Origin of the sequence: Streptomyces sp. NPDC002886 (assembly GCF_042888445.1) — a bacterium.
In the GTDB taxonomy this organism is placed as follows: Bacteria; Actinomycetota; Actinomycetes; order Streptomycetales; family Streptomycetaceae; genus Streptomyces.
The window spans coordinates 1,056,421-1,073,225 of record NZ_JBIAPV010000001.1 but is presented as its reverse complement, the minus strand read 5'-3'; the positions used below and the strand labels follow the sequence as shown (position 1 = coordinate 1,073,225).

The following is a 16,805-nucleotide window of genomic DNA, read 5'->3' as shown; positions in this document are numbered from 1 at the left end:
CATGTCCGAGCCGGGCGGGAACACCCCCGAGCGCCCCGACGTCCCCGCCACCCCCGTCGACGGGGTGGCGCTCGACGAGGCCGTGGAGTTCACCTCCGGCCTGATCCGCATCGACACCACCAACCGCGGCGGCGGCGACTGCCGGGAACGCCCGGCCGCCGAGTACGTCGCCGAGCGGCTGGCGGACATCGGGCTGGAGCCCGTGCTGCTGGAGCGCACCCCGGGCCGCACCAACGTGGTGGCCCGGATCGCGGGCACCGACCCCACCGCCCCCGCCCTCTTGGTCCACGGCCACCTCGACGTGGTCCCGGCCGAGGCCTCCGACTGGAGCGTGGACCCCTTCTCGGGCGAGATCCGGGACGGGGTGGTCTGGGGCCGCGGCGCCGTGGACATGAAGAACATGGACGCGATGGTGCTGGCCGTCGTACGGGCCTGGGCGCGGGCCGGCGTGCGGCCCCGGCGGGACGTGGTGATCGCCTACACCGCCGACGAGGAGGACAGCGCGATCGACGGCTCGGGCTTCCTCGCCGACCACCACACGGAGCTCTTCGAGGGCTGTACCGAGGGCATCAGCGAGTCCGGGGCCTTCACCGTGCACGCCGCGCCCGGACAGGCCCTCTACCCGATCGCCGCCGGCGAACGCGGCACCGCCTGGCTGAAGTTGACCGCGACCGGTACCGCCGGGCACGGCTCCAAGCCCAACCGGGCCAACGCGGTCAGCCGGCTCGCCGCCGCCATCGCCCGCATCGGCGAGCACGAGTGGCCGGTCCGCCTCACCGACACCGTCACCGCCTGCATCACCGAACTGGCCGCCCTGCAGGGGATGTCGGTGGACCCGCGGGCCCCCGGATTCCACCTCGACCAGATCCTCAACAAGCTCGGCCCGGCCGGCGCCCTCGTCGAGGCCACCGTCCGCAACAGCGCCAACCCGACCATGCTCAGCGCCGGTTACAAGCTCAACGTCATCCCCGGCACCGCCACCGCCTACGTGGACGGCCGGATGCTGCCCGGCGGCGAGGCCGAGTTCATCGCCACCCTCGACGAACTCACCGGCCCGGACGTGCGCTGGGAGTTCCACCACCGGGAGGTGGCCCTCGAAGCCCCCGTGGACGGGCGGACCTACGGGATCCTGCGCGAGTCCGTCGAGGCCTTCGATCCCGAGGGTCACGTGGTGCCCTTCTGCATGGCGGGCGGCACCGACGCCAAGCAGTTCTCCCGGCTCGGCATCACCGGCTACGGCTTCTCCCCGCTCAAGCTGCCGCCCGGCTTCGACTACTGGTCCCTCTTCCACGGAGTGGACGAGCGGGTGCCCGTCGACGCCCTGCACTTCGGGGTCCGCGTCCTCGACCGAGCCCTGCGCGCGCTGTGACGCCCCCGCTGACGCCCTCGCCGGCGACCCCGCGCGGCGACGGCACCGCGCCCTACGGCAGCTGGCCCTCGCCGATCGGCGCCGCGCTCGCAGCCTCCCTCGACGGGAGGCCCGAGTACGTCGGCGCGATCGGCGCCGAGGTGTGGTGGACGGTGCCCCGGCCGGCCGAAGGAGGTCGCCGCGCCCTGGTCCGCCGGCCCGCGGACGGCGGGCCCGCCGTCTGCGCGCTGCCCGCGCCGTGGAACGTGCGCAGCCGGGTCACCGAATACGGCGGCCTGCCCTGGGCGGGCGCCGAACGGCCCCTGGGCGGGCCGCTGGTGGTCTTCGTACACTTCGCCGACCAGCGGCTGTACGCGTACGAGCCCGACGCGCCCGGCAGTCCCGCGCCGCGGGCGCTGACCCCGCTCTCGACGGTCGGCGGCGGGCTGCGCTGGGCCGACCCGGTGCTGCGGGACGGCGAAGTCTGGTGCGTGCTCGAGGAGTTCACCGGGACCGAGCCGACCGACGTGCGCCGCGTACTGGCCGCCGTACCGCTGGACGGGTCGGCCGCCGAAGACCGTTCACTCGTAAGGGAGTTGACCGACGACCGGTACCGGTTCAGCACCGGGCCCCGGCTCTCCCCGGACGGGCGGCAGGCGGCCTGGCTGGTGTGGGACCACCCCCGGATGCCGTGGGACGGCACCGAGCTCCGGCTCGCCGAGGTCACCCCGGACGGCCGGCTCGCGCGGGCCCGTACCGTGCTCGGCGGACCGGAGGAGGCCGTCGCGCAGGTCGAGTGGTCCACCGGCGGAAGCCTCCTCGCGGTGAGCGACCGGGGCGGCTGGTGGAACCCGTACCGGGTGGACCCGGAGACGGGCGAGGCCGTCAACCTGTGCCCCCGGGAAGAGGAGTTCGGCGGGGCGCTGTGGAAGCCCGGCCTGCGCTGGATCGCGGCGCTGCCCGACGGACTGGTCGCCGTCCTGCACGGCCGGGGCTCCTCGGTGCTCGGCGTGCTCGACCCGGAGAGCGGGGACCTCGTCGACGCGGCCGGGCCGTGGACGGCCTGGCAGCCCACGCTCGCCGTCAGCGGCGACCGGGTCTACGGGGTCGCGGCCAGCCCGCGCAGCGCGTACGAGGTGGTGGAGCTGGACACGGCCACCGGGCACGCCCGGGTGGTGGGCGGCCGCGGCTGCGGCACGGCGGAGGCGGAGCCGGGGGACGCGGCAGCCGGGTCGGGGCCGGCCGACCGGGCGGACCCCGCCTACTACCCCGAGCCGCAGAGCAGGACCTTCTTCGGCCGGGGCGGCCGGGAGATCCACGCCCACGTCTATCCGCCGCACCACCCCCTGCTGCGCGCCCGGGCCGACGAGCTGCCCCCGTACGTGGTGTGGGCGCACGGCGGCCCCACCGACCACGTGCCGCCCGTACTCGACCTGCACATCGCCTACTTCACCTCCCGCGGCATCGGCGTCGTCGAGGTCAACTACGGCGGCTCCACGGGCTACGGCCGGGCCTACCGGGAACGGCTGCGCGAACAGTGGGGCCTGGTCGACGTCGAGGACTGCGCCTCCGTGGCGCGGGCCCTGGCCGCCGAGGGCACCGCCGACCCGGACCGGCTCGCGATCCGGGGCGGCAGCGCGGGCGGCTGGACGGCCGCGGCCTCGCTGGCGTCGACCGACCTGTACGCGTGCGCGGCGATCATCTACCCGGTGCTGGACCTGACCGGCTTCGCCGCCGAGACCCACGACCTGGAGTCCCGCTACATCGACGGCCTCGCCGGCCCCCCGCAGACCCTGGCCCTGCTCAGCCGCGAGCGCTCCCCGGTGGCCCGCGCCGACGGGATCACCGCGCCGTTCGTCCTGCTCCAGGGCCTGGACGACCCGGTCTGCCCGCCCGCGCAGGCGGAGCGGCTGCTGGCCGCGATGCGCGGGCGCTCGGTGCCGCACGCGTACGTCGCCTTCGAGGGCGAGGGGCACGGTTTCCGGCGCGCGGACACGATGGTCCGGGCCCTGGAGGCGGAGCTGTCGCTGTACGCGCAGGTGTTCGGGTTCGAGCGGGCGGACATCCCCCGTTTGGCCCTGTCCGACTGAGCCCCCGGGCCGCGGCGCCCGGACGATGGGGCCATGAGCTCCCACACGTCCAAGAGCCGCGGCAAGGGTCGAGGGCCGATCACCCCGGGCCGCGCGGGCATCGTCGCGCTCGCGGTGCTCACTTTGGTGTTCATCTTCGAGAACACCCGCTCCACCAAGATCCGGCTGCTGATCCCGCAGGTGACGATGCCGCTGTACGTCGCCCTGCTGATCGCGGCGGTGCTGGGCGGACTGTGCGGCGCGTACCTCGCCCGACGGCGCAGGCAGCGGTAGCGGACCCGCCGCGCCGGTCCGGGTGGCGGGCCGGCGCGGCTTTCCCGGATCAGTCCGAGTGGAGCCAGACGCGGAGCGGGCCGATGGCGGTGAAGCCGTGGCGCACCGCCGTGTCGAGGTCGTCCCCCGACTCGTAGCCGACGACCGCCAGGCCGGGCCAGAGCGAGGCGGTCAGGGTCAGCGCGCCCGTCCAGGCCTCGTCGTCCGGGGTGCCGTCGGCGCTGAAGACGTTGGATATGCCGACCACCCGGTCGGTGCGGTTGACGGCGGCCCCGGCCAGGATCCGGCCCCCGGCGTCCCGCCCCGCGAGGAAGGCGATCTCCTCGGTCCCTTCCGCCTCCGCGTCGAGCAGCCCCGGGTGGAACAGTCCGGTGCTCTCCTCGCCGTCCCAGGCCGTCTCCCACGCCTCCAGCTCCGCGGGGCCGGAGATCCGGCTCCACTCCAGGGCCGGGGCGGCGGCGGGGGCGGACGCGGGGCGGTGGATCCACTCGGCGCCGAAGAGGACCTCGAAGCCGGCCGGGGCCAGGTCGAGCACGGCGAAGCTGTCCTTGACGGAGGCGCCCGGAGCGCCGGTGTCGATCCCGGCGAGCAGGGCGGCCGTATCGGTGTCCCGGGTGAGGGTGACGGCGTCCGGGTAGTAGAGCGGGGTCCGGCGCGGGCTGCTCCAGGCCCGGTCGGTGAACCCGCCGTCCCGGCAGACGGCGGCGCACCACGCGGCGTTGTTGTACGCGGCCGCGCGGAGCAGCTCTTCGGTGTTCGGGGTGATGATCACATCGGGATCCTGCCACAGGCCCTAGCCTGGGGCGATGTCATATTTCCCGTACCTCGTGGAGGGTGCCCGGATCGGGTTGCGGCCCTACCGGCCCACCGACGCGCGGGAGTTCACCGCCCGGACGCGCGAGAGCCGGGGGCTCCACCACCCCTGGCTGTCACCGCCCGCGACCGAGGAGGCCTACCAGGCGTACGCCGCCCCGCTGATCGCCGCCGTGGGCCGGGCCGGGTTCCTCGTGTGCGAGCGGGAGTCGGGGGCGATCGCCGGGTTCGTCAACGTCAACAACATCGTCCTCGGGGCCTTCCGCTGCGGCGCGCTCGGGTACGGGGCCTTCGCGCACGCGGCGGGACGGGGTCTCATGCGCGAGGCGCTCGGCCTCGCCGTCGGCCACGCCTTCGCGGCGGACGGTCTCGCGCTGCACCGGCTGGAGGCCAATATCCAGCCGGGAAACACCGCCTCGATCGCCCTAGTCCGAGCCCTCGGCTTCCGCCTGGAGGGGCTGTCCCCGGACTTCCTCCACGTCGACGGCGCCTGGCGGGACCACGAACGCTGGGCGCTCACGGCCGAAATGCCGTGTCCCGGCGCCCCGCATCGCACAGGATGATTCCATGCGAACCCTCGTGCTCCTCGACGCACCGTCCAACCTAGGGCTCCGCCCCCCGGCCCCGGGCACTGTTCCAGGCGTCTACAAACTGGCCGGGGCCCTGCGCGAACAGGGTCTGCTGGCGCGGCTCGGCGCGCGCGAGGGCGGGGTGGTCGTCCCGCCGCGCTACGACCGCGGGGACTGGAAAGAGGGCGACGGGGTGTTCCACGCCGGGCCGCTGGCCGCCTACACCGTCGCCCTCGCCGACCGGATCGAGGACCACCTGCGCTCCGGGGAGTTCCCCGTCGTGCTCGGCGGCGACTGCTCCATCCAGCTCGGCGCCTCCCTGGCCATGCGGCGCCTCGGGCGGTACGGCATCGCCGCGATCGACGGCTCCGCCGACTTCCGCCACCCCGGCAACGAGGCCGTGAACGGGCCCGTCGGGGCGGCCGGCGGCGAGGAGCTGGCGCTGGCCACCGGCCGCGGCCAGGCGGACCTCGCGGACCTGGAGGGCCTTCGGCCCTACGTGCGCGACGAGGACGTCCGGCTCTTCGGGCTGCGCGACGGGGACCCGGACCTGCCCGAGCTGCGCGCCGCCGGGATCTTCGCCGCCACGGTGGGGGCGATCCGCGACCGCGGCGCCGGGCCGGTGGCCCGTACCGCCCTGACGGGGCTGCAGCCTCCGGCCACCGCCGGGTTCTGGCTCCACCTGGACGCCGACGTACTGGACCCGTCCGTGATGCCGGCCGTCGACAGCCCGGACCCCGGAGGCCTGATCCCCGACGAACTCGCCGAACTGCTCGGGGTGTTGATCAGCTCCCCGCGCTGCGTCGGACTCAACGTCACCATCTACGACCCGGACCTGGACCCGGACGGGCGCGCGGGCGCGCTGCTCGCCGACCTGGTGGCCGGGGCGTTCGCGTAGGTCGCCCCCGTCGGTCCGAACCCCGCTGGTCCGGACCTCGCCGGGCCGACCGGCCGACGGGCTCCCGCGTGCGGGGAGCCCGCGGGCCGGCCCGTCAGACTCCGATCGCGCCGTCGATCCGCTCGCGCAGCAGGTCCGCGTGGCCGTTGTGCCGCGCGTACTCCTCGATCATGTGGATCAGCACCCAGCGCAGCGAGACCTCGCCCCGCCACACGTCCTTCCCGGACACCTCCAGGTCCGGCGCCCGCCGCGTGAACGCCTCCGCGAACTCCACCTCCGCGTCCCACGCCTCCCAGGCTTCCCGGATCACCCCGGGCGCGGCCACCGCGCCGTCGAAGTCCCCGTCGGGGGTGGCCGCGGACCAGAACCGGAGCGCGACCTCCTGCCCGTCCAGCACCTGGCGGAACCAGCGGCGCTCCACGTCCGCGAGGTGGCGGACCAGGCCCAGCAGCGACAGCGTGGACGGTTCCACCGACCGCTCTGCCAACTCGGGTCCCAAGTCGGCGCACTTGAGCCTGAGCGTCGCGCGCTGCGCGCCCAGCACGTCGAGGAGCATCGCTCGTTCGTCGCCCGTCGTCGGCCCCGTGAACCGGCCCTCGGACTCTTCCCCGTCGAAGAGCTGACCTCTTCTGATCGCCTCACTCATGACCGCCATGATCGGACACCGGCCCGTGCGGGAGAAGGTTTTGCGTAATCCTGACCGGTGGTGATCCGCCGAATCCCTGTGCACCGGCGGCCGTGGCGTGTTCCATTTCCCTCATGGCCACCACCGTCCGCCGCTCCGTACTGACCCTTCCCGCAGCCCCGTTGGGTCCCGAGAACCCACTGCCCGCCCTCCGCGCGTCCGGCGGGGTCCACACGCTCGACGACCGCTCCCGCGAGGGCCTGCCGCGCGACATGGCACGCCAGATCGGTTACGAGCCGCTGCGCTCGCTGCTGCCCGTCCGGATCCGGGACGGATACCAACGCCAGCGCACGGAGGGGGACTTCGAGACGATCGTCATCGAGAACGAGCACCTGCGCGTCACCGTCCTGCCCGGGCTCGGTGGCCGGATCCATTCGCTCGTCCACCTCCCCACCGGACGCGAACTGCTCTACCGCAACCCGGTGTTCCAGCCCGCGAACTTCGCGCTGAACGGCGCCTGGTTCTCCGGTGGCATCGAGTGGAACCTCGGTGCCACCGGCCACACCACCCTGTCCTGCGCCCCGCTGCACGCCGCGCTCGTCCCGGCGCCCGACGGGGGAGTCATGGTCCGCCTCTGGGAGTGGGAGCGGCTGCGCGACCTGCCCTTCCAGGTGGACCTGTGGCTGCCCGAGGATTCGGAGTTCCTCTACGTAGGCGTCCGCGTGCGCAATCCGCACGAGCGGCCCGCGCCCGTCTACTGGTGGTCCAACATCGCCGTGCCCGAGGACGCCGGCACCCGCGTCCTGGCCCCGGCCGACGAGGCCTGGCACTTCGGATACGAGCGCTCCCTGCGGCGGATCCCCGTACCCGGATGGGAGGGCGCCGACCGGACGTACCCGCTGCGCAGCACGTACCCCGCCGACTTCTTCTACGAGGTCGACGCCGGGACCCGGCCCTGGATCGCCTCCCTGGACGCCGACGGGCGGGGGCTCGTCCAGACCTCGACGGCCCGGCTGCGCGGCCGCAAGCTCTTCGTCTGGGGAGCGGGCGAGGGCGGCCGGCGCTGGCAGGAGTGGCTGACCGAGCCCGGCACGGGCGGGTACGCGGAGATCCAGGCCGGGCTCGCCCGGACCCAGCTGGAGCACGTACGCCTGGAGGCGGGGGCGGAGTTCAGCTGGCTGGAGGCCTACGGGGCCCTGTCCGCGGACCCGGCGGCCGTGCACGGGGACGACTGGGCGGCGGCCCGCGCCGCGGCCGGCACCGCGCTGGAGGCCGCGCTGCCCGGACCGGCCGTGGACGCGGCGTACGAGGCGTGGCGCGGGCACGCCGACACCGAACCGGGGGAGCGGCTGGCCGCCGGCTCCGGCTGGGGCGCGCTGGAGGTCCTGTGCGGGGGCCACAAACTGCCCGGCACCCCCTTCGCCGAGGACACCCTCGGCGAGGACCAGGCGCCCTGGCTGGAGCTGTGGCGCACCGGCGTCTTCCCCGCCCCGCGCCGGGTGGCTCCGCCCGGTCCGAGCCTGGTCGCCCCGCACTGGCGGGACATGCTGGAGACGGCCCCGGCGGACCCGCTGACCGAGTACCACCTCGGGGTCGCCCAGTGGCACGCGGGGGACATCGCCCAGGCCGTGCGCAGCTGGGAGCGCGGGCTGGCGCTGGCCCCCTCGCGGTGGCCGCTGCTGAGGTGCCTGGCGGTCGCCGACGACCTGGCCGGCGACCCGGCCCGGGCGGCCCGCTGGTACGCCGAGGCCTTCGAGGACCTGGCCCACGAGAGCCGGGGCGGCGAGAGCTGGCTGGCGGCCGAATCGGCGCTGGGCCGGGAGGCACTGGCGTCCCTGCTGGCGGCGGGACTGCTGCCGCAGGCCCGCTCCGTGTGGGACGGGCTGCGCCCCGCCCTGCGCGAGGAGGGCCGCTTCCGGCTGTCGGCGGCCCGGCTGCTCGTGGCGGAGGGCCATGTGCGCGCGGCCCGGCGGGTCTTCGAAGAGGGCTTCGAACTGCCCGACCTCCGCGAGGGCGAGGAGACCCTCGCCGAGGTCTGGTCCACCCTCACGGACTGCCCGCTGCCGGCCGCGTACAACTTCCGGATGCGCCCGCCGGGGGACCGGGCGGGGGACTGAGGCCGGTTTCGGCAGGCCACGCCGTGGTCAAAGCGGTGTGGGCTCGAGACGCGGCCACGTGCCGGTCGGTGCCCAGGACGGCGGCCGCGTGCAGCGCCGGGTACCACCCCGCGTACTACCTGGGGAGTACGCGGGAAACGCTACGCCGGAGTGACGCGGGCCAGGCCCGGTAAGGCCTAGCGTGGGCGGTATGGCAGAGCAGCGCGAGCGCCCGGGGGTTCCTCCCTGGCAGCGATGGGTGGAGCGGACCGGGCGGGGCCCGGCCTGGCGCTCCTCGCTGCTCGTGGCCGTCTTCGCGCAGGTCGGCTCGGGCTGGGCCGCGCAGCAGCAGAGCGGGCGGGTGGCCCTGGACGGCTTCGCGCGGCTCCTGCTGCTGCTCGGCCCGCTGCTCCTCGTGTGGCGGCACCGGTACCCGGTGGTCGTGGCGTACGGGGTCAGTGCCGTCACCCTGGTGTACATCGGCGCCGGCTTCCCGTACGGCCCGGTGTTCATCAGCCTGGCCCTGGCCTGCTTCGCCGCCGTCATCGCCGGACGGCGAAGAGCCGCCTGGGGGGCCGTCGGGCTGGTCTGGGCCGGTCATCTGGCCATCGGGCACCTGCTCTACCGCCGGCTCCCGCCCGCCGGGGACGGCCCGGCGCCCTGGGCGCAGGAAATGCTCGTCACCGCGTGGGTGCTCGCCATCCTCGCCGTCTCCGAGCTCGTCCGCATACGCCGGGAGCAGTGGGCGCTGGCCCGGGCCGAGCGGGCCGCGGCCGAGAAGCGCCGGGCGAACGAGGAGCGGCTGCGCATCGCCCGTGAACTGCACGACGTCCTCGCCCACAGCATCTCGGTGATCAACGTCCAGGCGGGAATGGGGCTCGCCCTGCTCGACTCCGATCCCGAGCAGGCCCGTTCGGCACTGACCACCATCAAGGCGGCCAGCAAGGAGGCACTGGGCGAGGTCCGGCAGGTCCTCGACACCCTGCGCACTCCCGGTGACGGCGACGCACCGCGCGCGCCCGCCCCCGGTCTCGACCGGCTCCCCGAACTGGTCGAGCAGGCCGCCGCGGCCGGGCTGAGCGTCGACATCGCGACGGTCGGGGACGCGAGGGCGCCCGCGCCCGGGGCGGATCTGGCCGCCTTCCGCATCGTGCAGGAGGCGCTGACCAACGTCGTGCGGCACTCCGGGTCGCGCACCGCCCGCGTCCGCCTCTCCTGGCGGCCCCGCCTCCTGGAGCTGCGCGTGGACGACGACGGGCCGGCCACGGGCGGTCCCGCGGGCGGCAGCGGCAACGGGCTCGTGGGCATGCGCGAGCGGGCCGCGGCCCTCGGCGGCACCATCGAGGCCGGCCCGCGCCCCGACGGCGGCTTCCGCGTGATCGCCCGGCTCCCGTTGCGGGCCGAGGCGGAGTCCGAGGCGGAGGCGGAGCCCGAGTCCGAGGCCCGGGCCGCCGCGGAACCGGAGGCCGACCCCGGCGCCGCACCGAAGGCCGTACCGAAGCCCGTTCCGAAGGCCGCCCCGCCCCAGGAGGATCCGTGATCCGTGTTCTGCTCGCCGACGACCAGCTCCTCGTCCGGGCGGGGTTCCGGGCCCTGCTCGACGCGCAGCCGGACATCGAGGTGGCGGGAGAGGCCGCCGACGGCGACGAGGCCGTCCGCCTGGTGCGCGAGCTGCGCCCGGACGTGGTCCTGATGGACATCCGGATGCCTGTCTGCGACGGGCTCGCCGCCACCCGGCGGATCACCGGGGACGCGGAGCTGGCCGAAGTCCGGGTGGTCATGCTCACCACCTTCGAGCTCGACGAGTACGTCTTCGAGGCCCTGCGGTCCGGAGCCTCGGGCTTCCTCGTCAAGGACACCGAACCGGAGGAACTGCTGCGGGCGGTCCGGGCGGTGGTGGGCGGTGACGCGCTGCTGTCCCCGGGTGTCACGCGCCGCCTGATCGAGGAGTTCGCGGCCCGCTCCAAGCAACCCGCCGCCGACGGAGCGGGCCTGGGCCTGGACCGGCTCACCGAGCGGGAGCGCGAGGTGATGGCCCTGGTGGGCCTCGGCCTGTCCAATGACGAGATCGCCCGGCGCCTGGTCGTCAGCCCGCTCACGGCGAAGACCCACGTCAGCCGGACCATGGTGAAGCTCGGCGCCCGCGACCGCGCCCAGCTGGTCGTCTTGGCCTACGAATCGGGCCTGGTCCGACCCGGCTGGCTCGGCTGACCCTCCCTTTCCCCGGCCCGCCCGGCCCCCGCCCTGCCCCGTACTCCCTCGGTGGTACGCGCGGTGCAGCCGGCCGTACGACGACCCGGACCCCCTCCCGGAGCCAGTCTCGGAGTGTGACGCAGACGTCGACAGACGTCGGTAGACGTCCGCACCCGCGAACTTCCGAGGAGCTGAACCGAGATGAACACCCTCACCACCCTCGCGTACGACGGGCCCGGCCCGTGGATCCTGTTCTTCCCGCTGATCTGGGCGGCCGTGGTGGTCGCCGCCGTCACCGTGCTGCGCCGCACCGTGTGGCGCGGCCGCCGGGGCCCGTGGCAGACGCGCGCGGCCGCGTACGGCGAGCAGTCCCCGATCGCGGTCCTCGGCCGGCGCTTCGCCTCCGGGGAGATCGACGAGGACGAGTACTGGCGGCGGCTGTCCGTCCTGGACGAGCAGTTCGGCCGCCTCTCCAAGGGCGGTGCGGCATGAGGACCGCCACCGCGCCGGGCGACGGCGGCGGTGTCGCCGCCCGGGTCGTCGATGCCGTGAAGGTCTACGGCCGGGACGACACCGAGGTACGGGCCCTGGACGGGCTGAGCGTCGACTTCCCGGCGGGCCGCTTCACGGCGATCATGGGACCGTCCGGTTCCGGCAAGTCCACCCTGATGCACTGCGCCGCCGGTCTCGACACCCTCACCTCCGGATCCGCCTCCATCGGCGGTACGGATCTCGGCGCACTCGACGACCGCGCGCTCACCCTGCTGCGCCGCGAGCGCGTCGGCTTCGTCTTCCAGGCCTTCAACCTGATCCCCACCCTCACCGTCGCCGAGAACATCACGCTCCCGCAGGACCTCGCGGGCAGCCGCCCGGACGCGGCCTGGCTCGACGGCCTCATCGACGTCGTCGGCCTGCGCGACCGGCTGCACCACCGGCCCGCCGAGCTCTCCGGCGGCCAGCAGCAGCGCGTCGCGGTGGCCCGCGCCCTCGCCGGCAGCCCCGATGTCGTCTTCGCCGACGAGCCGACCGGCAACCTCGACTCCCGTTCCGGCGAGGAGGTGCTCGGGCTGCTGGGCCGGGCGGTGCGCGCGATGAACCGTACGGTCGTCATGGTCACCCACGATCCGGTGGCCGCCGCCCACGCCGACGAGGTCGTCTTCCTCGCCGACGGGCGCCTGGTCGACCGGATGGCGGGTCCCACCGCGGACCGGGTCCTGGACCGGCTGAAGTCCTTCGACACCCGCCCCCCGACGGCGGCCGTCCCGGGGGAGGAGTCATGAGGACGAGCGCCACCCGCACCGTGCTGCGGCTCGCCGCGGCCTCACTGCGCGCGCACAAGCGGCGGTTCGCCGGGACCTTCACGGCCGTGCTGCTCGGCGTCGCCTTCCTCGCCGGGACGCTCCTCATGGGCGACACCCTCCGCGCGAGCTTCGACGGCATGTTCGCCGGCGCGGCGAGCGGCACCGACGCCGTGGTCCGCGGTTCCCGTGTGGTCACCGTCCAGGGCGAGGCCCAGGGCACCCGGCAGCCCGTACCGACGGCGCTCGTGGAGGAGATCCGGCGCATCCCGGGCGTGGCCGCCGCCGCGCCCGCCATCCAGGGCGCGGGGCAGCTCGTCGGCTCCGACGGCAAGCCGATCGGCGGCCAGGGGCCGCCCACCCTCGCCGGGAACTGGATCGAGGATCCGGAACTCAACCCGTACCGGCTCGCGGAGGGCAGAGCGCCCGAGCGGACCGGAGAGGTCGTCGTCAACCGGGCCGCCGCGGACAAGGGCGGACTGCGACTCGGCGACACGACCGTGCTGCGCACGCCCGATCCGGTCCCGGTGACGGTCGTCGGCCTGGCCACCTTCGGCGGCGCGGACGGCATGGGGCAGGTCACGTACACGGGGATGACCCGGGCGGACGCGGAGAGGTACCTGACCCCGGCGCCCGGTCAGGCGGCGTCCATCCAGGTGCGCGCGGGTCCGGGAACCGGTCAGAGCGAGCTGGTGGAGGCGCTCACCGCGGTGCTGCCGCAGGGCGTGGAGGCGATCACCGGGCAGGAATCGGCCCAGGAGAACACCGACATGATCTCCGGGCGGTTCCTGACCCTCTTCACCACCATGCTGCTCGTCTTCTCGGGCATTGCCCTGCTCGTCGCCACCTTCAGCATCCACAACACCTTCGCGATCGTCGTGGCCCAGCGCACCCGCGAGAACGCCCTGCTCCGCGCCCTGGGCGCCTCCCGGCGCCAGGTCGTCGGCGGCACGCTGGCCGAGGCCGCGGTCGTGGCGTTCGCCGCCTCGGCCGCCGGACTGCTCGGCGGCGTCGGCATCGCCGCAGGGCTCCAGGCGCTCTTCCCCGCCATCGGATTCCCCTTCCCCGAAGGGGACTTGGTGATCAGCGGCCCGTCGATGCTGATTCCGCTCGCGGTGGGGGTCCTCGTCTGCCTCGGCTCGGCCGTGCTGCCGGCCGTACGGGCCGGACGGACGGCGCCGCTGGCCGCGCTGCTCGACAGTGCGGTGGACCGTTCCGGGGCCTCCCGGTCCCGTACGGTCACCGGCGCGGCGCTGGGCACGGCCGCCGTCGGCCTGCTCCTGACGGGGGTGTTCGCCGTACCCTCGCTGTGGCTGTCCGGGGCGGGCGCGGCGATGGCGACGGCCGCGTTCGTCGTACTGGGTCCGGTGGCGGCCTCGTCCGCCGTCCGGATGCTCGGCCGACCGCTGGAACGGCTGCGCGGGGTGACCGGCGTCCTCGCGGCGCGCAACGCACGGCGCAGTCCGAAGCGGACCGCGTCCACTGCGACCGCGTTGATGATCGGGGTCGCCGTCGTCTGCCTGTTCACCGTCTTCGGCGCGTCGCTGAAGGCGACGATGGACGGGGCCGTGTCGCGTTCCTTCGCCGGTGACGTGGCCGTCAGCGCCCCGGCCTTCGGCGCGGGCGGCAGCGGCCTGAGCCCGAAGCTGGCACCGGCCCTCGCGGAGCTGCCCGAGGTGGCGACCGCGGTGGGCCTGGGCAAGGGGGTCGCGGAGGTCGACGGCTCGGGGCGGGAGCTGACCGTCACCGACCCCGCCGCGCTCGCGGCCGGCCTCGACCTGGGCGCGGTGTCGGGAGGGCTCGACGCGCTGGGACCGGACGGCATCGCGGTGTCCGGGAAGGAGGCCGCGCGGCGCGGCTGGCGGCCCGGAGGCACGGTCGCACTCGCCTTCACCGACGGGCAGCGGCAGACCTTCACGATCCGCGCGGTGTACGAGCACTCCGAGCTGGCCGGCGACTACGTCATCACCCGAGCGGCCTGGGCGCCGCACCGGGCGCAGGACACCGACTCGCTGGTCAGCGTCACCTTCAAGGACGGGGTGTCGGCCGCGGCCGGTACGGCGGCGGTCGAGAGGACGGCCGCGCTGTACGGCGGACCCGAGGTCCAGACGCGTGCGGAGTACGCGCGGTCGGCGGCGGGCGGCATCGACATGATGCTCACGCTCGTCTACGCGCTGCTCGGCCTCGCCGTGCTGATCGCCCTGCTGGGCATCTCCAACACGCTGACCCTCGCCGTCCACGAGCGCACCCGCGAACTGGGGCTGCTCCGGGCGGTCGGTCAGACCCGGGGCCGGCTGCGGGCCATGGTCCGCTGGGAGTCGGTCCTGGTCGCCGCCTTCGGCACGGCCGGCGGTCTGGCGCTGGGCGGCGTCCTCGGCTGGGTCCTGGTGAAGGCCTCGGACGGGGCGAGCGACAGCGCGTTCACCTTCGCCGTCCCGCCGCTGCAGCTCACCCTGGTCGCTCTGGTGGGCGTGGCGGCGGGAGTCCTCGCGGGCCGGGGCCCGGCGCGGCGCGCCGCGCGCCTGGACATCCTGCGCGCGGTCGCCACCGACTAGAGCGGCTCTTTCGGATCCCCGAGGGCCGGCCCTACCGGGCGTAGGTGCGGATGCGGTAGCGCAGGCCCGTCACCGAGGACTGCCAGCCGGCGTCCCCGGCGACGGTCCACGCCGGGTCCAGCTCCGGGGCGTGGGTGTCGCCGATGACCTGCGTGTCGACCTCGGTCACCGAGAGCATGACGGCGTGGGCCAGCGCGGCACGGTAGACCTCGCCGCCGCCGATCACCCAGCAGGCGGCGGCCGGGGCGGCCGTCTCCCGCTGCCCGGCTCCGGCCGCCGCGAGCTCCAGGGCCGCGTCGATGGATCCGGCGCGCTCCGCGCCCTCCGCGGCCCAGTCCGGATCGCGGGTCACCACGATGTTGCGTCGCCCTGCCAGCGGGCGGAACCGGACCGGCAGCGAATCCCAGGTCTTGCGGCCCATCACCACCGGATGGCCGAGGGTGGTGGCCTTGAAGTGGGCCATGTCCTCGGGCAGCCGCCAGGGGATCCCGTTGTCCGCGCCGATCACGCCGGCGGAGCTCTGCGCCCAGATCAGCCCGACGCTCATGCCCGTGCCCGCGGGGGTGTCCGTACCGAATCCGGTACCGGCGTCCGTGCCTGCGTCGGCGCCGGCGTCCGTGCCTGCGTCGGCGCCGGCGTTGGTGTCGAGGTTCATACCGCGACCGGGGCCTTGATGGCCGGGTGGTGCTGGTAGCCGGCCACCTTCACGTCGCCGTAGGCGTAGTCGAAGAGCGAGTCGGCCTGGTGCAGCTTCAGCTCGGGGAACTCGAACGGGGTCCGGGAGATCTGCTCGGTGACCTGCTCGACGTGGTTGTCGTAGATGTGGCAGTCGCCGCCGGTCCAGATGAAGTCGCCCGGCTCCAGGCCGGCCTGCTGCGCCACCATGTGGGTGAGCAGGGCGTAGCTGGCGATGTTGAACGGCACACCGAGGAACAGGTCCGCGCTGCGCTGGTACAGCTGGCAGGAGAGCTTGCCGTCGGCCACGTAGAACTGGAAGAAGGCGTGGCACGGCGCGAGCGCCATCTTCGACAGCTCGGAGACGTTCCAGGCGGAGACGATCATCCGGCGGGAGTCCGGGTCGCGGCGCAGGGTGTCGAGGACCTCGCTGATCTGGTCGATGTGCGAGCCGTCCGGGGTGGGCCAGGAGCGCCACTGGGCGCCGTAGACCGGGCCCAGGTCGCCGTTCTCGTCGGCCCACTCGTCCCAGATGGTGACGCCGTGCTCGCGCAGCCAGCCGACGTTGGACTCGCCGCGCAGGAACCACAGCAGCTCGTACACGATCGACTTGAGGTGCACCTTCTTGGTGGTGACCAGGGGGAACCCCTGCGAGAGGTCGTAACGCAGTTGGTGCCCGAAGACACTCCGGGTGCCGGTGCCCGTCCGGTCGGCCTTGGCCGTCCCGGAGGTGAGCACCAGCTTCAACAGGTCTTCGTACTGGGTATCCGCCACGGGCACCGAGTCTACTGGGCTGCCGCCGGAGGTCCTGTCAGCCGGTCGGGCCGGTCGGGCCGGTCAGCCGGTCACCACGCCGTCGGTGAGCAGGCCGGCCAGGACCGCCTCGCCGACCGCCACGACCGCCGTCTGGGGGCGGAGCATCACGGTGATCTCGTCGATCAGGCCCTCCGGCGTGAGGTGCAGCATGTCGATCCCGTGCACCTGCCGGTCGCCCACGGTGGTCCGGAACGGCAGCACGGTCGCCGGCCCCTCGGCCCCCTCCGCCCCGAACGGGACGCCGGCGGACTGCACGCTGCCGTCGAAGTGCCCGACGTAGTGGAAGCCCTCGAACGTCCGCAGGAGGACGCGGAAGAGGGCCAGCACCGCCGGCTTGCCCTCGAAGGGCTTCGACTTCACCGGGCTGTTGAGCCGGACGTCGTCGGTGAACAGCGCGTCCAGTGCGGCGAGGTCATGGCCGGCCACGGCGGCGCGGAAGCGGTCGGCCGTGCTGGTGTCGGTACTCATGAAGACTCCTCGATAGTCACCGATGTGATTACTCATTTTCTTGACTATCATGGCCGGGCGTCCTTGAGAAGACGGCGTCCTTGAGAAG

General features: G+C 74.4%; 16 protein-coding genes. 11 read left to right on the top strand and 5 right to left on the bottom strand.

Features of this window, described 5'->3' with window-relative positions; all coding sequences use genetic code 11:
* Position 1: 1 nt before the first annotated feature.
* Genes ACFYYB_RS04870 through ACFYYB_RS04860 form a run of 3 tightly spaced genes read left to right on the top strand, consistent with a single transcriptional unit; the run spans position 2 to position 3,711 of the window.
* A complete protein-coding gene (locus ACFYYB_RS04870) occupies positions 2-1,369 on the top strand; it encodes a M20/M25/M40 family metallo-hydrolase (RefSeq protein WP_389433469.1) in 1,368 nt (455 codons plus the stop codon).
* Positions 1,366-3,438 (top strand): prolyl oligopeptidase family serine peptidase, encoded by a 2,073-nt coding sequence (locus ACFYYB_RS04865; RefSeq protein WP_389433211.1) that lies wholly within the window; start codon positions 1,366-1,368, stop codon positions 3,436-3,438. The genes ACFYYB_RS04870 and ACFYYB_RS04865 overlap by 4 nt, the downstream gene beginning before the upstream one ends.
* A 33-nt stretch (positions 3,439-3,471) precedes the next feature.
* Positions 3,472-3,711 (top strand): DUF1049 domain-containing protein, encoded by a 240-nt coding sequence (locus ACFYYB_RS04860; protein ID WP_389433210.1) that lies wholly within the window; start codon positions 3,472-3,474, stop codon positions 3,709-3,711.
* Between the two features lie 49 nt (positions 3,712-3,760).
* Here the strand turns inward: ACFYYB_RS04860 and ACFYYB_RS04855 are convergent, their stop codons facing one another.
* Positions 3,761-4,477 (bottom strand): hypothetical protein, encoded by a 717-nt coding sequence (locus ACFYYB_RS04855; RefSeq protein ID WP_389433468.1) that lies wholly within the window; start codon positions 4,475-4,477, stop codon positions 3,761-3,763.
* A 40-nt stretch (positions 4,478-4,517) separates the two neighbouring features.
* Between ACFYYB_RS04855 and ACFYYB_RS04850 the strand changes: the two genes are divergently transcribed.
* Together ACFYYB_RS04850 and ACFYYB_RS04845 are read left to right on the top strand one after the other, a co-directional pair.
* Positions 4,518-5,087 carry a GNAT family N-acetyltransferase gene (locus tag ACFYYB_RS04850; protein ID WP_389433209.1) on the top strand — a complete coding sequence of 190 codons (570 nt, stop codon included), beginning with the start codon at positions 4,518-4,520 and terminating at the stop codon, positions 5,085-5,087.
* 4 nt (positions 5,088-5,091) lie between these two features.
* Positions 5,092-5,991 carry an arginase family protein gene (locus ACFYYB_RS04845; RefSeq protein WP_389433208.1) on the top strand — a complete coding sequence of 300 codons (900 nt, stop codon included), beginning with the start codon at positions 5,092-5,094 and terminating at the stop codon, positions 5,989-5,991.
* 94 nt (positions 5,992-6,085) lie between these two features.
* Here the strand turns inward: ACFYYB_RS04845 and ACFYYB_RS04840 are convergent, their stop codons facing one another.
* The gene (locus ACFYYB_RS04840; RefSeq protein ID WP_389433207.1) at positions 6,086-6,637 is read right to left on the bottom strand and encodes a DinB family protein; all 552 of its coding nucleotides are present in this window, start codon (positions 6,635-6,637) and stop codon (positions 6,086-6,088) included.
* 113 nt (positions 6,638-6,750) lie between these two features.
* Between ACFYYB_RS04840 and ACFYYB_RS04835 the strand changes: the two genes are divergently transcribed.
* From ACFYYB_RS04835 to ACFYYB_RS04810, 6 genes are all read left to right on the top strand, one after another.
* Positions 6,751-8,733: a DUF5107 domain-containing protein gene (locus ACFYYB_RS04835; RefSeq protein ID WP_389433206.1), complete on the top strand. Its 1,983-nt coding sequence runs from the start codon at positions 6,751-6,753 to the stop codon at positions 8,731-8,733.
* A 190-nt stretch (positions 8,734-8,923) separates the two neighbouring features.
* Complete coding sequence (locus ACFYYB_RS04830) at positions 8,924-10,252, top strand: sensor histidine kinase (protein WP_389433205.1); 1,329 nt, start codon at positions 8,924-8,926, stop codon at positions 10,250-10,252.
* Positions 10,249-10,923, top strand: coding sequence for a response regulator (locus tag ACFYYB_RS04825; RefSeq protein WP_389433204.1), 675 nt, complete (start codon positions 10,249-10,251; stop codon positions 10,921-10,923). The genes ACFYYB_RS04830 and ACFYYB_RS04825 overlap by 4 nt, the downstream gene beginning before the upstream one ends.
* Before the next feature lie 183 nt (positions 10,924-11,106).
* The gene (locus ACFYYB_RS04820; protein WP_389433203.1) at positions 11,107-11,397 is read left to right on the top strand and encodes an SHOCT domain-containing protein; all 291 of its coding nucleotides are present in this window, start codon (positions 11,107-11,109) and stop codon (positions 11,395-11,397) included.
* Entirely contained in the window at positions 11,394-12,185 is a 792-nt protein-coding gene (locus ACFYYB_RS04815; protein ID WP_389433202.1) for an ABC transporter ATP-binding protein, read from the top strand. The genes ACFYYB_RS04820 and ACFYYB_RS04815 overlap by 4 nt, the downstream gene beginning before the upstream one ends.
* On the top strand, positions 12,182-14,758 hold the full coding sequence (locus ACFYYB_RS04810; RefSeq protein WP_389433201.1) for an ABC transporter permease: 2,577 nt from the start codon (positions 12,182-12,184) through the stop codon (positions 14,756-14,758). The genes ACFYYB_RS04815 and ACFYYB_RS04810 overlap by 4 nt, the downstream gene beginning before the upstream one ends.
* A gap of 31 nt (positions 14,759-14,789) precedes the next feature.
* Here the strand turns inward: ACFYYB_RS04810 and ACFYYB_RS04805 are convergent, their stop codons facing one another.
* The 3 genes from ACFYYB_RS04805 to ACFYYB_RS04795 all read right to left on the bottom strand — a co-directional run bounded on the left by ACFYYB_RS04805 (position 14,790) and on the right by ACFYYB_RS04795 (position 16,717).
* Entirely contained in the window at positions 14,790-15,305 is a 516-nt protein-coding gene (locus ACFYYB_RS04805; RefSeq protein WP_389433467.1) for a dihydrofolate reductase, read from the bottom strand.
* Positions 15,306-15,409: 104 nt separating this feature from the next.
* Complete coding sequence (locus tag ACFYYB_RS04800; protein ID WP_389433200.1) at positions 15,410-16,207, bottom strand: thymidylate synthase; 798 nt, start codon at positions 16,205-16,207, stop codon at positions 15,410-15,412.
* Positions 16,208-16,270: 63 nt separating this feature from the next.
* Positions 16,271-16,717, bottom strand: coding sequence for a nuclear transport factor 2 family protein (locus ACFYYB_RS04795; protein ID WP_327303386.1), 447 nt, complete (start codon positions 16,715-16,717; stop codon positions 16,271-16,273).
* Positions 16,718-16,805 lie beyond the last annotated feature (88 nt).

Coding starts and splice junctions, on each gene's coding strand:
- ACFYYB_RS04845 (WP_389433208.1), top strand. CDS start 5,092: ATGCGAACCCTCGTGCTCCTCGACGCACCGTCCAACCTAGGGCTCCGC.
- ACFYYB_RS04860 (WP_389433210.1), top strand. CDS start 3,472: ATGAGCTCCCACACGTCCAAGAGCCGCGGCAAGGGTCGAGGGCCGATC.
- ACFYYB_RS04795 (WP_327303386.1), bottom strand. CDS start 16,717: ATGAGTACCGACACCAGCACGGCCGACCGCTTCCGCGCCGCCGTGGCC.
- ACFYYB_RS04840 (WP_389433207.1), bottom strand. CDS start 6,637: ATGAGTGAGGCGATCAGAAGAGGTCAGCTCTTCGACGGGGAAGAGTCC.
- ACFYYB_RS04815 (WP_389433202.1), top strand. CDS start 11,394: ATGAGGACCGCCACCGCGCCGGGCGACGGCGGCGGTGTCGCCGCCCGG.
- ACFYYB_RS04805 (WP_389433467.1), bottom strand. CDS start 15,305: ATGAGCGTCGGGCTGATCTGGGCGCAGAGCTCCGCCGGCGTGATCGGC.
- ACFYYB_RS04830 (WP_389433205.1), top strand. CDS start 8,924: ATGGCAGAGCAGCGCGAGCGCCCGGGGGTTCCTCCCTGGCAGCGATGG.
- ACFYYB_RS04810 (WP_389433201.1), top strand. CDS start 12,182: ATGAGGACGAGCGCCACCCGCACCGTGCTGCGGCTCGCCGCGGCCTCA.
- ACFYYB_RS04870 (WP_389433469.1), top strand. CDS start 2: ATGTCCGAGCCGGGCGGGAACACCCCCGAGCGCCCCGACGTCCCCGCC.
- ACFYYB_RS04850 (WP_389433209.1), top strand. CDS start 4,518: ATGTCATATTTCCCGTACCTCGTGGAGGGTGCCCGGATCGGGTTGCGG.
- ACFYYB_RS04835 (WP_389433206.1), top strand. CDS start 6,751: ATGGCCACCACCGTCCGCCGCTCCGTACTGACCCTTCCCGCAGCCCCG.
- ACFYYB_RS04820 (WP_389433203.1), top strand. CDS start 11,107: ATGAACACCCTCACCACCCTCGCGTACGACGGGCCCGGCCCGTGGATC.